Genomic DNA, 13400 nt, shown 5'->3' with positions numbered 1-13400 from the left:
GTCTCACCGCGAGGGCTAAGCGCGGTTCAGCGCGTCACTTCTCCGTTTCGACGAGACCCTTCACGAAGAGCCTCTGCATCAGGATCACCACAAGCACCGGCGGCAGCATGGCCAGCACGGCGGTAGTCATGGCGACATTCCACTCGGTGAGCGCGTCCGTCGTCGTGATCATCATCTTGATGCCGATGACGATGGTCTGCATCGAGCTCTTGGTGGTGATCAGCAGCGGCCAGAGATACTGGTTCCAGCCATAGATGAACTGGATCACGAAGAGCGCCGCAATCGTCGTCATGGAGAGCGGAAGCAGCGTGTCCTTGAAGAAGCGGAACGCGCCCGCACCGTCGATTTTTGAGGCCTCAAGCAACTCGTCCGGGATCGTCATGAAGAACTGCCGGAAGAGCAGCGTGCCGGTGGCCGACGCGATGAGCGGCATGATGAGACCCGTATAGGTGTCGAGCAGCCCGAGATCCGCGACGATCTTGTAGGTCGGGTAGATGCGCACCTCGACGGGCAGCATCAGGGTGATGAAGATGATCCAGAACGCGGTCTTGCGGAACGGGAACTTGAAGTACACCACCGCATAGGCGGAGAGGATCGAGATCAGGATTTTCCCGATCGCGATGCCCAGCGCCATGATCATCGAGTTGAACATCATGCCGCCGACAGGCTGGCGGGCATGCATGCCGCCGTAGAGCAGCGTTCGGTTGTAGTTCTCTGCCGCCTGATCGCCGGGCACCAGGGGCATGTTGCCGTTGATGATGGTCGCCGTGTCGAAGGTGGACGCCATGACGGCCAGATAGACCGGAAAGGCTACGACGAGGATACCCAGGGCCAGCGTCAGATAGGCCATGAATTGGGCGAAGGGACGATTCTCGACCATCAGTACTGCACCTTGCGCTCGACATAACGGAACTGGATGGCGGTGAGCGCGATCACGATGATCATCAGGATCACCGACTGGGCAGCCGAGCCGCCGAGATCGCCGCCGAGACGGCCGTCCGCATAGACCTTGTAGACAAGGGTCGTGGTCTGCCCGGCAGGGCCGCCGCCCGTTACCGCATCGATGATGCCGAAGGTGTCAAAGAACACGTAGACGATGTTGACAACGAGCAGGAAGAACGTGGTGGGCGACAGGAGCGGGAAGATCACGGTCCAGAAGCGGCGCAGGGGTCCGGCGCCGTCGATGGCGGCAGCCTCGATCACGCTCTTCGGAATCGCCTGCAGGCCCGCCAGGAAGAACAGGAAGTTGTAGCTGATCTGCTTCCAGGTGGCGGAGAGCACCAGGAGGGTCATGGCGTGGTTGGCATTCAGCATCGGATTCCAGTCGATGCCGGTCGCCTTGATGGGCTTCGAGAGCGTGCCGAGCGTCGGATGAAACATGAAGAGCCACAGCACGCCCGCGATGGCAGGGGCCACAGCGTAGGGCCAGACCAGCAGGGTCTTGAAGGCGTGCCCGCCGCGGATGTTCTTGTCGGCCTGGCTTGCCAGCAGCAGGGCGCAGGCAAGCGAAAAGAAGGCGACCAGCGACGAGAAGATCGCGGTCGTGATCATCGCCCGGTAATATTCGGGCTGCTCGAACAGCGCGGCGTAATTTTCGAAACCGACGAATTCGGACGCGAGGCCGAAGGCATCCTCCCGCAGGAAGGACTGCCAGATGGCCTGCGAGGCCGGCCAGTAGAAGAAGATGACGGTGATCGCCATCTGCGGAAGGATCAGCAGGAGCGGCAGCGTCCAACCTGAAATGTGAGCTCGTTTTTCCATCGCTCTAACGTCGGTCCGGTGATGGGCAGATGACGGCATCAACCGGTCTGCGAGGGTGATCCATAAGATCATCCCGGGAAGCGTCTTCAAGCTTCCCGGGATGGATATCTGTTAGTGCCTGATCAGCTTAGCGAACGGTGCGCTCGAACTGACGCAGGATCTGGTTGGAGCGGTTCACGGCCGCGTCGAGAGCGTCCTTGGCGGACTTCTGACCGGCGAGAGCCGACTCGATCTCCTCGGAGATCACGTCGCGGATCTGGACCATGTTGCCAAAGCGCAGACCGCGGGAATTCTCGGTCGGCTCCTTGTTGGTCAGCTCGATCAGGGCCGTCTGGAGAGCGGGGTTCTTCTCGTAGAAGCCCGACGCCTTGGTCTTCTCGTAGGCCGCCTTGGTGATCGGGAGATAGCCCGACTCCTGGTGCAGCCTTGCCTGACGATCCGTGTCGGACAGGAAGGTGAAGAACTTGGCGACGCCCTTGTACTCGTCAGCCTTCTTGCCGCCCATGACCCACAGGGAAGCGCCGCCGATGATGGAGTTCTGCGGAGCGCCCTGGACGTCCGGGTAGTACGGCATCGGCGCATTCGCCCAGTCGAACTTCGCGTTGGCCTTCACGTTGCCGTAGAAGCCCGAGGAGGTGAGGAAGATCGCGCATTCGCCGGAGGTGAAGCGGCCCTCGGACTTCGAGTCGCGGCCCGAGTAGTCGTAGGTCTTGTCCTTCTGCAGGTCCACGAGGTTCTGCAGGTGCTTCACGTGGGTCGGAGAGTTGAACTTCATCTCCGTGTCGAAGCCGTCGAGGCCGTTGGCCTTGGTGGCCATCGGGATGTTGTGCCAGGCGGAGAACTGCTCGACATTGGCCCAGGACGCCCAGGCATTCGAGAAGCCGCAGGTGTCGTGGCCGGCAGCCTTGAGCTTCTTGGCGGCATCGAACACCTGGGGCCAGGTCTTCGGAATCTCGGCGACGCCGGCCTTCTTCAGCTCGTCCCGGTTGACCCACATGACCATGGAGGAGGAGTTGAACGGGAAGGAGAGCATCTCGCCCTTCGCCGTGGAATAGTAGCCGGTGATCGCCGGGAGATAGGCCTGCGGATCGAACCTCTCGCCCGCTTCCTTCATCATCTCCTGGACCGGCTTGATCGCGCCGCGGGCGCCCATCATGGTCGCCGTGCCGACTTCGAACACCTGCAGGATGTGGGGAGCGTTGCCCGCACGGAACGCGGCAATGCCGGCGTTCAGGGTGTCGGCGTACTGGCCCTTGTAGCTGACGACGACCTTGTAGTCCTTCTGGGACGCGTTGAACTCTTCAGCCAGACGGTTCACGACGTCGTTGTTGGCGCCGGTCATGGCGTGCCACCACTGGATCTCCGTCTGGGCGAAGGCGGAGGTGCTCGTCGCGAGGCCGAGGGCCAGGGCGCCGAGGAGCGACTTCTTCATCATTCTAATCTCTCCCGTATCATCCCGTCTGGGACGTTCTTGTCGTTCATCATCCCTGCATTAAGCCCGGATGACGGTTCTATGACAAAAACATGACAATCATAGCCGGCTTCAAAATGGAAGCCCCTTTCACCAAAAGGCTTAATGGCATCCCATGGGAACAGGCCCGAGCGCCTCTTCGTTGAGGGAGTAACCATAGGTGAGAGCCCCATGCCCCAGATGATCACAGCCCTGTTCAGGGATCCGGCCCAAGCCCGTCAGGCCCTCCAGTCCCTGCTCGAGACGGGGATCGCCCAGAACAGAATCGTTGCCGTCGGCAACCAGGATGCCCGCGAGATCTCCTCGATCTCGGGCTTCCGCAGCCTCTCGGCCCGGGACGATTCTATGGAGGCCCTCCACGACCTGAACCTGCCGGAATCCGACCGGCGGCTCTTCGAGCAGGGGCTTCACCGGGGCCATACCCTGATCGCCGCCCGGGTCGACCGGGACGATGCCGAGGACGCCATGCGCGTGCTGGAGATGTTCGACCCGGTCGATCTCGACGGCAGCAGCCGGGAATGGCTCTCGCAGAATGGGAGTGACCGGACAGGCGCCGATGCGGGTGCGCCGCTCGGCGCCGGGATCACGGGCGGCTCCGGCGGCGGCATGACCACCACCAGCAGCCTGCCCGGCATGGGCCTGATGGCGGAGGGCGCGGACGATCTCGGCACCACGGACCTGAGGACGGACGAGTTCGCCCAGACCAATCAGGGCTCGAGCACGACGGTGGGCACCGGCGCCCGCCGCAGCGATGAGCGGGCGAATCGCGAAGGCGTCAACGAACTTGCCGTCGACACTCGGCCTTCCGCCGACCAGCCGGGTCTGATGCAGCGCCATATGAACCGCGGCGGCCGGATCTGGGCCTACAGCACGTCGGACGAGATGGGGCTCTAGATCACGTTTCTTTCGAGAAGCGGCCGGTTGGCGAGCACGCGCTCGTAGCCGAGCTCGGACAGGTCGAGCGTACGATAGCTGCCGTGGACGATCAGCTCGGCGAGACCGCGTCCGACGGCCGGGGCCTGCTGCAGGCCGTGGCCCGAGAAGCCGTTGCAGAGATAGAAATTCTTCAGCTCGCCCGCCTGGCCGATGATGGCGTTGTGATCGAGCAGGCACATGTCGTAGGGGCCTGACCAGGCGCGGCCGGGCCTGATCGCCTCGAAGGCCGGCACGCGATGGGCGAGCGACGGCCAGATGAACTCCTGGAAGAACGAGTGGTCGATTTCCTGGCTGGCCGGATCCTCGTCGGACCAGTCGAGATCGAGCTCGGCTTCCGGCGAGGCGCCGCAGATGAAATGCCCCTCGCCTTCCGGGCGCACATAGGCGCCGGACGTGTCGATGAGCAGCGGGCAGTTCTCCACCGGCTCCTTGCAGGCGAAGGTGAACACGTAGCGGCGCTTGGCCTGGACCGGAATGTTGAGGCCCGTCATGGCGGCGATCGCCCGCCCGCCGGAGCCGGCGCAGTTGATCAGCGTGCCGCAGGCAATCCGCGTGCCGTCTTTGAGGCGCACCGCCGTAACAGTACCGCCCTCCCGCTCGATCTCGGCCACCTCGCCCTTCACGTATTCGGCGCCGAGCGACCGCGCCTTCTTGCGGAAGGCCTGGAGCAGCCCCCAGCCGTCGAACCAGCCCTCGCCCGAGCGGCCCCAGGTGCCGGCCGCGAGATCCTCCACATTGAGCCAGGGGAAGCGGCTCTTCAGCTCGTCCGGCTCCAGGAAAAGGATGTCCGCGCCTTCTGTCGCCTGCAGCGCCTGGTTCTCGCGCAGAACCTGCTCGCCGGCCTCCGTGGCGCAATAGAGATAGCCGCCCTCCCGCAGCCCGAGCTCCGGCCGGTCGTCATCGACGGCCAGGTGATCCCCGATGCCCCGCAGGAACTGGATACCGTAGAGCGAGATGCGGATGTTCACGGCGCTCGAATATTGCTGCCGGATGGAAGCCGCCGAGAGCGCCGAGGCCGAGAGCTGATAGGTCGGGTCCTTTTCGACCACGATGACGCGTCCCTTGAAGCTGGAATCGGCGAGCAGGTGATAGGCCGCGGAGGAGCCCATGACGGCGCCGCCGACGATCACCACATCGGCTGAGAGGGATCTGGCTAGGGTCATCGTTCGAACTTCGTTGAGAGGATGATGGAAGACTGGGTGCGCTCCACGCCCTCGACCGCGCCGATCCTGTCGATGGCGGCGTCGAGGGAGGGGACGTCCTGAGCCTCTACCACCGCCAGAAGATCGAAAACACCCGCGACTGAATGAAGCGCGCGCAATTCAGGCATGCGCTGGAGCGCCGACACCACGCCACCCGAGGCCTTGGGCGCCACCACAATGGTCACATGTGCCCGCACCATGCGGCTGGTGACTTCTTCCGCAAGGCGCAGGGTATAGCCGGCGATCACGCCGCGCCGTTCCAGGCTCTCCACCCGCGCCTGCACGGTCGTGCGGGAGAGATTGAGGCGTCTCGCTGCCTCCGCATGGCCGATGCGGGCATTCTCCCGCAGCAGGGCAATCAAGGCACGATCGGTGGCATCGAGCATCGTTATGACCAGTTATGATGGCATTATGCCGAAAGCTACCCGGCTTTTCGTCAGCTTGTCTATGGCGCTTTGCAGCGATCCGCCTTTTTCTGCTTCCCTCACAGGGAGGTTTGAATGCACTCGATTCTCGTCATCGGCGCCGGCAAGATCGGTTCCACCATTGTCGACCTGCTCCACGAGACCGGCGATTACCGCGTCATCGTCGCGGATGCCTCAGCCGAGGCCCTGGAAGCCGTTGCCAAGGATGGCGTGCAGACGATCCAGCTCGACTTCGGTGACGCGGTCGCCCTGCAGAACGCCCTCAAGGGCCATTACGCCGTGCTCAGCGCCGCCCCCTACCACCTGACCGGCCACGTGGCCCAGGCTGCGCGCCTGGCCGACGTCAACTACTTCGATCTCACGGAGGATGTCGCCACCACCCGCATGGTGAAGGAACTGGCCGAGGGCGCCTCGACCGCCTTCATCCCGCAATGCGGTCTGGCGCCGGGCTTCATCTCCATCGTGGCGCACGACATCGCGAGCCGCTTCGACAAGCTCGATACGGTGCGCCTGCGCGTCGGCGCCCTGCCGCAATATCCGTCGAACGCCCTGTCCTACAACCTCACCTGGAGCACGGACGGCGTCATCAACGAGTATATCGAGCGCTGCGAGGCCGTGGTCGACGGCAAGCTGCGCGAGGTCCCGGCCATGGAGGAACTCGAAGAGTTCTCTCTCGACGGCACGCGCTACGAGGCCTTCAACACTTCCGGGGGCCTCGGCACCCTGTGCGAGACGCTCGAAGGCAAGGTGAGCAACCTGAACTACAAGACCATCCGCTATCCGGGCCACTGCGCCCTCATGCGGGTGCTGCTCAACGACCTGCAGCTGCGCAACCGTCGCGAGGTGCTCAAGGACATCCTGGAGAACGCCGTGCCGGCCACCATGCAGGACATGGTCATCGTGTTCGTGACGGTGACCGGCGAGCGCGGCGGCCGCTACGTGCAGGAGACCTATGCCCGCAGCATCTATGGCCAAAAGGTGGCCAGCACCCAGCGCACGGCCATTCAGGTGACGACGGCTGCCGGTATCTGCGCCATGCTCGACCTGCTGGTCGAGGGCAAGCTGACGAAACAGGGTTTCGTCCGCCAGGAGGAGATCGACCTCGACAGCTTCCTGGCCAACCGCTTCGGCCGCGTCTATGCGGGCGAGCGCCTGGACGAGAGCCACGAGCCGGCGGTGAAGAACATCCGCCTCGACGCGGTGGCGTAAGGGGAATGTCATTCCCGGCCGGAGATGGCGCAGCCATCGGAGGGGGAGGGAATCCATAGCGCCGAGCGCAATCATGGATCCCCTTCCCTCGCTGACGCTCGCCGGGGATGACAGCTTCCCTTGTGAGGAGGATGCTCTGAGCCAAGCTTCTTACCAAAACCGCATGACCCTATTCGGGAAAAGCAGTTCCCTGCTTTTCCGAAAATGCTTTAAGACGGTGGCCTGACAGCCGCCGTCGTTTCGTTCCAAGGACCAGCGACGGCCAGGGCTCCATGCCGAGCCTTAAGCCCGCATCGAGGGAGATAACCATGACCGCGAGCCTGAAACCCGTATCCTCCGCGCCTGCCTCCGTGGCGGACGAGGCCCGCGCCATTCTCGCGCGCCTCGGCGTGCCGGACAGCGCCTTTGCCGCCGGTGGCCGCCCGGCCCGCTCCCCGATCACCGGCGAGGTGATCGCCCATGTGCGCGAGACCACGCCGGAGGAGTCCAAGGCCGCCATCGGCCGGGCCGACGCCGCCTTCAAAACCTGGCGCAAGATCCCGGCCCCCCGGCGCGGCGAGTTCATCCGCCTTCTCGGCGAGGAGCTGCGCGCCGCCAAGGACGATCTCGGCCGCCTCGTGACGCTTGAGGCCGGCAAGATCGTCTCCGAGGGCCTCGGCGAGGTGCAGGAGATGATCGACATCTGCGATTTCGCCGTCGGCCTCTCGCGCCAGCTCTATGGCCTCACCATCGCCACCGAGCGCGCCGATCACCGCATGATGGAAACCTGGCATCCGCTCGGCGTCTGCGGCGTGATCTCCGCCTTCAACTTCCCCGTGGCCGTGTGGTCCTGGAATGCGGCGCTTGCGCTCGTGTGCGGCGACAGCGTGGTGTGGAAGCCGTCCGAGAAGACCCTGCTGACTGCGCTCGCCACACAGGCCATCGTGGAGCGCGCGGCCAAGCGCTTCGGCGGCGTGCCGGAGGGCCTGTGCGAGGTGCTGCTCGGCGGCCGCGAGGTCGGCGAGATCCTGGTCGAGGATCACCGCGTGCCGATCCTCTCCGCCACCGGTTCCACCGCCATGGGCCGTCAGGTCGCGCCCAAGCTCGCCGAACGCTTTGCCCGGGCGATCCTGGAGCTCGGCGGCAACAACGCCGCCATCGTCGCTCCTTCCGCCGATCTCGACCTCGCCTTGCGCGGCATCGCGTTTGCCGCCATGGGCACGGCGGGCCAGCGCTGCACCACGCTGCGCCGCCTCTTCGTGCATGAGAGCGTCTATGACAGCCTCGTGCCGCGCCTCGCCAAGGTCTATGGCAGCGTGAAGATCGGCGATCCGCGCGAGCCCGGCACGCTCGTCGGCCCCCTGATCGATCAGGCTGCCTTCGACGGCATGGAGCGTGCGCTGGACGAGGCCCGTGCAGCCGGCGGCAAGGTGCATGGCGGCGGACGCTTCACGGATGTGGCGGGCGACGGCGTCTATGCCCGTCCCGCCCTCGTGGAGATGCCTGGCCAAACCGGCCCGGTGACACGCGAAACCTTCGCGCCGATCCTCTACGTGATGCGCTATTCGGATTTCGACGAGGTGATCGAACTGCACAACGCAGTGGGCGCCGGCCTGTCCTCCTCGATCTTCACGCTCAACATGCGCGAGGCCGAAGCCTTCATCTCGGCGACGGGCTCCGATTGCGGCATCGCTAACGTGAATATCGGCCCCTCGGGCGCCGAGATCGGCGGAGCCTTCGGGGGCGAGAAGGAGACGGGCGGCGGCCGCGAATCCGGCTCGGATTCCTGGAAGGCGTATATGCGCCGCGCCACCAACACGGTGAACTACGGCAACACGCTTCCGCTCGCCCAGGGCGTGAAGTTCGACGTGGACGCCTGATCGTCTGAAACGACACACGGAGGGCAGCAATGCCCTCCTTTTTTCTGTTCAAGCACTCTTACATCGTGAGCCTTCCATGACAGCGCCCTCCCGCACCGGCGGCCAGATTCTTGTCGATCAGCTGACTCTGCACGGAGTCGATCACATCTTCTGCGTTCCGGGCGAGAGCTATCTCGCGGCGCTCGACGCGCTGCATGACGCGAACATCAGTATCACGGTCTGCCGCCAGGAAGGCGGCGCGGCCATGATGGCGGAGGCCTACGGCAAGCTCACGGGCCGGCCTGGCATCTGCTTCGTCACCCGCGGCCCCGGTGCCACCAACGCCTCGCCGGGCATCCACATCGCCAAGCAGGATTCGACGCCGATGATCCTGTTCGTCGGCCAGATCGAGCGCGGCATGCGCGAGCGCGAGGCGTTCCAGGAGCTCGACTACCGCGCCGCCTTCGGCCCGCTGGCCAAATGGGCCACGGAAGTGGACGATCCGGCACGCTTTCCCGAGATCGTCTCCCGCGCCTTCCATGTGGCCACCTCGGGCCGTCCCGGCCCCGTGGTGATCGCGCTGCCGGAAGACGTGCTCACCGAGATGGCAACTGTGGCCGACGCGCCGCGCTACCAGGTGATCGAGACGCATCCCGGTCCCGCGCAGATGGCCGAATTGCAGAAGCTCCTTCACGGCGCGAAGAACCCGATTGCACTCCTCGGCGGCAGTCGCTGGTCGGAAGCGGCCGTGCAGCGCTTCGTGCGTTTTGCCGAGCGTTTCGAGCTGCCGGTCGCCTGCACGTTCCGTCGCCAGATGCTGTTTCCCGCCGACCACGCCTCCTACATCGGCGATCTCGGGCTCGGCGTGAATCCGAAGCTTTTGGCGTGCATCAAGGACGCGGATCTCGTCCTGCTCGTCGGCGGGCGTCTCTCCGAGATCCCGAGCCAGGCCTACACGCTGCTCGACATTCCGGCTCCCAAGCAGACGCTGGTGCACATCCATCCCGATTCGAGCGAGCTCGGGCGGGTCTATGCGCCGCATCTCGCCATCAACGCCTCGCCCAACGCCTTCACGGCAGCGCTCGAGGCCGTGCATCCGCCGGCTTCGCTGCCCTGGAGCGCGGGCACGAAGGCGGCGCATGAAAGCTATCTCGCCTGGAGCGACCCGAGCGAGATCAAGCATCCCGGCGCGCTTCAGATGGGCCAGGTGATGCGGCACCTGCGCGAGGTGATGCCAACCGACACGGTCTTCTGCAACGGGGCAGGCAACTTCGCCACCTGGGTGCACCGCTTCTGGCCCTTCCGGGAGTACGGCACGCAGCTCGCGCCCACCTCCGGCTCCATGGGCTATGGCGTGCCGGCAGCGGTGGGCGCCAAGCGCCTGCGGCCCGACAGTCCCGTGGTGGTGTTCGCCGGCGACGGCGACTTCCTCATGAACGGGCAGGAATTCGCCACCGCCGTGCAATACGATCTGCCGATCCTGGTGGTGCTGCTCGACAACGGCATGTACGGCACGATCCGCATGCACCAGGAACGCGAATATCCCGGCCGCGTCTCGGCCACCATGCTGCAGAACCCGGACTTCGCCGCCTATGCCCGCGCCTTCGGCGGCTACGGCGAGCGCGTCGAGATGACGGAGGACTTCGCCCCGGCCCTCCAGCGGGCGCTCACCTCCAGCAAGCCCGCGATCCTGCACTGCATCCTCGACCCGGAAGCGATTACGCCCAGCATGTCGCTTTCGGCCATCCGCGAGAAGGCGCTGGCGGAGAAGAAATAGCTCTCCACTGTCATTCCGAGGCGGCCATAGGCCGAGCCCGGAATCCATAAACACGACATCTCAAGAAAAAGGCGCTGCATGTACCGCAGCGCCTTTGTTCATTCCGTTGGCGGTTATGGATTCCGGGCTCCGCTGCGCGGCCCCGGAATGACAGTGGTGGCAATTCGCGCAATCTTGACGACACGATACGGCGGCGCTTATAACGCCGCCGTTTCCTTTTGGAGCTTTTATGCGCGGAGAGACCGAGACCCGGTAAGGCCCGCTGGCAGTACAGCGGGCAGCGGCTGACCGTTCAGCCGAACGCGCACGTGCGCGCACCCTCCGACACTATCATCAAAGCTTCAGGTTATTCCCGTGAACGTTTCACGCAATGGGCAGCGCGTGCTCCACGTGCTCGCGCAAGGCGGCGTCATCCATCACTACAAGGACGACAACGGCCGCATCTCCGATATCGAATGCCTCACCCGCGAAGGGTGGCTGCTCACCCTCTGCACGCTCGACCTGTTCAAGGCGCTGCGCCAGAAAGGGCTGATCGCATCAATGAACGGCGGCCCCTACCGCATCACGCGGCAGGGATTGCAGGCAGTGAGAAGCCGGCCCGACAATCGTTGAGCCGGCTCTGGTATGCTAAAGCGGGAGGCGGTGTCAGGCCGCCTCCTTCTCCTCCAGCCGCTGCGCCACGAGGCTGCGCAGGGACCGCAGATCCTTCACGAAGGAGCGGATGCCTTCGGAGAGCTTTTCGGACGCCATCGCATCCTCGTTCATGGCGAAGCGGAAGCTCTTCTCGTCCGTGCGCGGCAGCGGCGCGATCGTCTCGACATTGTCGGGCGAGAGCTTGCGCGGCAGTTCGCCCTGCGAGCCCGCAAGTTCGTCGAGGAGCGCAGGCGAGATGGTGAGGCGATCGCATCCCGCGAGTGCTTCGATCTCAGCCGTATAGCGGAAGGAGGCGCCCATCACCACGGTCTTGATCCCTTGAGCCTTGTACGAGGCGTAGATCTTGCGCACGGAGAGCACGCCCGGATCGGTCTCGCCCGTGTAGGGTCCGCCGCCCGCCTTCACGTGCCAGTCGAGGATGCGGCCGACGAAAGGCGAGATCAGGAACACGCCGGCTTCCGCGCAGGCCTGGGCCTGCACCTGGCTGAAGAGAAGGGTGAGGTTGCAGTCGATGCCTTCCTTCTGGAGCACTTCCGCCGCGCGGATGCCCTCCCAGGTGGCGGCGATCTTGATGAGAATCCGCTCGCGCCCGATGCCGCGCTCCTCGTAGGCCTTGATGATGGCCCGCGCCTTAGCGAGGGTCGCGTCCGTGTCGAAGGAGAGGTCCGCGTCCACCTCCGTCGAGACCCGACCCGGCACGATGCCGGCGAGCTCCGCACCGAAGGCCACGGCAAGCCGGTCGCAGATCGCCGCGATCACACCCTCGCGGGAGCCACCCTGAGAGCGGCCCCAGGCCAGGGCCTCATCGATGATGTGGCCATAGGCCGGGGTCTCGACCGCCTTCAGGAGCAGGGTCGGGTTGGTGGTGCAGTCCTGGGGCTTCAGGCGGCGCACCGCATCGAGGTCGCCGGTATCGGCGACGACGACCGTCATGGCGCGCAGTTGGTCGAGCTTGGAGGGCATCGGGATCTCCGTGGGTTTGTTTGGATTTGACTTAGTGGGTTCAGGGGGCTTCGTGAAGGGCAAAGGATCATCCGCGCTGTCATTCCCGGTCGGAGCGAAAGCGGAGAGGAAGGGAATCCATTAGCTCAGCGTCTGTGGGTGGATCCCCTTCCCGGTCCTGCGGACCGCCGGGGATGACACGGAGGGGTCACACGAACAGCCCCCGGTTCGCTCTCACGCGGCTCAGAATGAAGGAATAAACCTCCTCCACACGGCGTAAGGACCGCACATCCGCGTGGGTCACGAGCCAGTAGGTGCGGAGATACGATATTTCCGGCAGCACCACCTCGAGCTCCGGGAACTGCCGCACCGCGTAATCGTGCAGGATGCCGATGCCAATTCCGGCCCGAACGGCCTCGGCCTGCGCCACCACGCTGGCGCATTCGAAGCGGCGGGCGGTGTATTTCTCGAGACCTGAAAAATAGTCGAGCACCGGGCTGTAGAGCAGGTCCGCCACATAGGTCACCAGGGTTTTGCCCGAGAGGTCCGAAAGGTCCGCAATTGGCCCGTGGCGCTTGAGATAATCCTTCGATGCGTAGAGCCTGAGCCGATAATCCGTGAGCTTGCGCGACACGAGTCGCCCTTCTGTGGGCTGCTCCAGCGTAACCGCAATGTCAGCCTCACGCTTGGAGAGCGAGAAGGTGCGCGGCAGGGCAACAAGCTGGAGGGTGAGCCCCGGATGTCGCTCGGCCAAGGCCCCGAGTTCCGGCGCCAAAAAGTAGGTGCCGATCCCGTCCGGCGCGCCGATGCGGACGGTGCCGGACAGGGCGAGATCCGCGCCTCCCAGTTCGCTCGCCACGGACAGCGCCTGAGTCTCCATGGCCTCCGCGTGCCGGAGCAGCCGCTCCCCCGGCTCGGTGAGGGTGTACCCTTGAGGGCTGCGCTCGAAGAGCTTGGCCTTCAGCGACGCTTCGAGGGCCGAGATCCGGCGCGACACGGTGGTGTGGTCCGCCTCCAGCTGCCGGGCGGCAGCGGTGAGCCGGCCGGCGCGGGCGACGGCCAGGAAGAAGCGGAGATCGTCCCAATCGAATGCGCTCATGAACCCCTTCATATGGGCGTTTTCGCACAACGGTGCCTCAGCTTCACCCATAGTCGTGCGATTTCAACAATGATAGAAGAGGTCTT

12 protein-coding genes are annotated in these 13400 nt (G+C 64.8%); 5 read left to right on the top strand and 7 right to left on the bottom strand.

The window, feature by feature from the left end; all coding sequences use genetic code 11:
- Positions 1 to 34: 34 nt before the first annotated feature.
- The 3 genes from ugpE to ugpB all read right to left on the bottom strand — a co-directional run bounded on the left by ugpE (position 35) and on the right by ugpB (position 3196).
- Entirely contained in the window at positions 35 to 880 is an 846-nt protein-coding gene (gene ugpE / locus JQC81_RS09495) for a sn-glycerol-3-phosphate ABC transporter permease UgpE (protein WP_203271569.1), read from the bottom strand.
- The gene (gene ugpA / locus JQC81_RS09490) at positions 880 to 1761 is read right to left on the bottom strand and encodes a sn-glycerol-3-phosphate ABC transporter permease UgpA (protein ID WP_203271568.1); all 882 of its coding nucleotides are present in this window, start codon (positions 1759 to 1761) and stop codon (positions 880 to 882) included. The genes ugpE and ugpA overlap by 1 nt, the downstream gene beginning before the upstream one ends.
- Positions 1762 to 1888: 127 nt before the next feature.
- On the bottom strand, positions 1889 to 3196 hold the full coding sequence (gene ugpB / locus JQC81_RS09485; protein WP_376772384.1) for a sn-glycerol-3-phosphate ABC transporter substrate-binding protein UgpB: 1308 nt from the start codon (positions 3194 to 3196) through the stop codon (positions 1889 to 1891).
- 207 nt (positions 3197 to 3403) lie between these two features.
- Between ugpB and JQC81_RS09480 the strand changes: the two genes are divergently transcribed.
- Positions 3404 to 4126 (top strand): hypothetical protein, encoded by a 723-nt coding sequence (locus tag JQC81_RS09480; RefSeq protein WP_203271567.1) that lies wholly within the window; start codon positions 3404 to 3406, stop codon positions 4124 to 4126.
- On the opposite strand, the gene JQC81_RS09475 is transcribed toward JQC81_RS09480, so the two are convergent.
- Complete coding sequence (locus JQC81_RS09475; RefSeq protein WP_203271566.1) at positions 4123 to 5331, bottom strand: NAD(P)/FAD-dependent oxidoreductase; 1209 nt, start codon at positions 5329 to 5331, stop codon at positions 4123 to 4125. The two genes, JQC81_RS09480 and JQC81_RS09475, sit on opposite strands and share 4 nt — an antisense overlap.
- On the bottom strand, positions 5328 to 5756 hold the full coding sequence (locus JQC81_RS09470; protein ID WP_036348044.1) for an Lrp/AsnC family transcriptional regulator: 429 nt from the start codon (positions 5754 to 5756) through the stop codon (positions 5328 to 5330). The genes JQC81_RS09475 and JQC81_RS09470 overlap by 4 nt, the downstream gene beginning before the upstream one ends.
- 114 nt (positions 5757 to 5870) lie before the next feature.
- Between JQC81_RS09470 and JQC81_RS09465 the strand changes: the two genes are divergently transcribed.
- The 4 genes from JQC81_RS09465 (at position 5871) to JQC81_RS09450 (ending at position 11231) form a co-directional block, all read left to right on the top strand.
- On the top strand, positions 5871 to 7004 hold the full coding sequence (locus tag JQC81_RS09465; protein WP_203271565.1) for a saccharopine dehydrogenase family protein: 1134 nt from the start codon (positions 5871 to 5873) through the stop codon (positions 7002 to 7004).
- 308 nt (positions 7005 to 7312) lie between these two features.
- On the top strand, positions 7313 to 8863 hold the full coding sequence (gene amaB / locus JQC81_RS09460) for an L-piperidine-6-carboxylate dehydrogenase (RefSeq protein WP_203271564.1): 1551 nt from the start codon (positions 7313 to 7315) through the stop codon (positions 8861 to 8863).
- A 76-nt stretch (positions 8864 to 8939) separates the two neighbouring features.
- Positions 8940 to 10619, top strand: coding sequence for a thiamine pyrophosphate-binding protein (locus JQC81_RS09455; protein ID WP_203271563.1), 1680 nt, complete (start codon positions 8940 to 8942; stop codon positions 10617 to 10619).
- Between the two features lie 354 nt (positions 10620 to 10973).
- Positions 10974 to 11231 carry a YjhX family toxin gene (locus tag JQC81_RS09450; RefSeq protein ID WP_203271562.1) on the top strand — a complete coding sequence of 86 codons (258 nt, stop codon included), beginning with the start codon at positions 10974 to 10976 and terminating at the stop codon, positions 11229 to 11231.
- Positions 11232 to 11264: 33 nt separating this feature from the next.
- On the opposite strand, the gene tal is transcribed toward JQC81_RS09450, so the two are convergent.
- Together tal and JQC81_RS09440 are read right to left on the bottom strand one after the other, a co-directional pair.
- Entirely contained in the window at positions 11265 to 12236 is a 972-nt protein-coding gene (gene tal, locus JQC81_RS09445) for a transaldolase (protein ID WP_203271561.1), read from the bottom strand.
- Positions 12237 to 12423: 187 nt separating this feature from the next.
- Positions 12424 to 13314: a LysR family transcriptional regulator gene (locus JQC81_RS09440; protein ID WP_203271560.1), complete on the bottom strand. Its 891-nt coding sequence runs from the start codon at positions 13312 to 13314 to the stop codon at positions 12424 to 12426.
- Between the last annotated feature and the right edge of the window lie 86 nt (positions 13315 to 13400).

Origin of the sequence: Microvirga arabica, assembly GCF_016811235.1 — a bacterium.
GTDB lineage: Bacteria > Pseudomonadota > Alphaproteobacteria > Rhizobiales > Beijerinckiaceae > Microvirga > Microvirga arabica.
Note: the sequence above shows the minus strand (reverse complement) of the source record. Positions and strands in the feature narration are given on the sequence as shown.